Source organism: Bacillus sp. SIMBA_005, assembly GCF_046535585.1.
Classification (GTDB): Bacteria; Bacillota; Bacilli; order Bacillales; family Bacillaceae; genus Bacillus; species Bacillus pumilus.
On sequence record NZ_JAWRWI010000569.1, the window covers coordinates 1 to 264 of the forward strand.

1 protein-coding gene is annotated in these 264 nt (G+C 45.1%); it reads right to left on the minus strand.

What is annotated here, in order from left to right; genetic code table 11:
- Nucleotides 1–264, minus strand: a 264-nt coding sequence (locus tag SB660_RS21335; RefSeq protein ID WP_410584396.1) for an arylamine N-acetyltransferase, incomplete at both ends; no start/stop codon positions are given.

Below are 264 nucleotides of genomic sequence, written 5' to 3' on the forward strand. Positions count from 1 at the left end.
CAATTTGACATCAAATCCGGCATCTTTCAGGATGAAATAAAGCAGTCCGTTCAAGTCATAACAAAGACCGCCGTGAGGTTCCTTCACCATGTGCCGCCACAGTCCTTCTTTCGTGACGTCATATTCTTTTTTGGACAAAACCGCGCGGTTTTCAAACGGAAACCGATACGCGAGCGCCTTTAAAAACTCCGGCAGGTTGCTGAAATCGAGGGAATCCTTTTCCCAGCCTATCGTTTGATAACAATCTTTCAGAAACTCATTCAT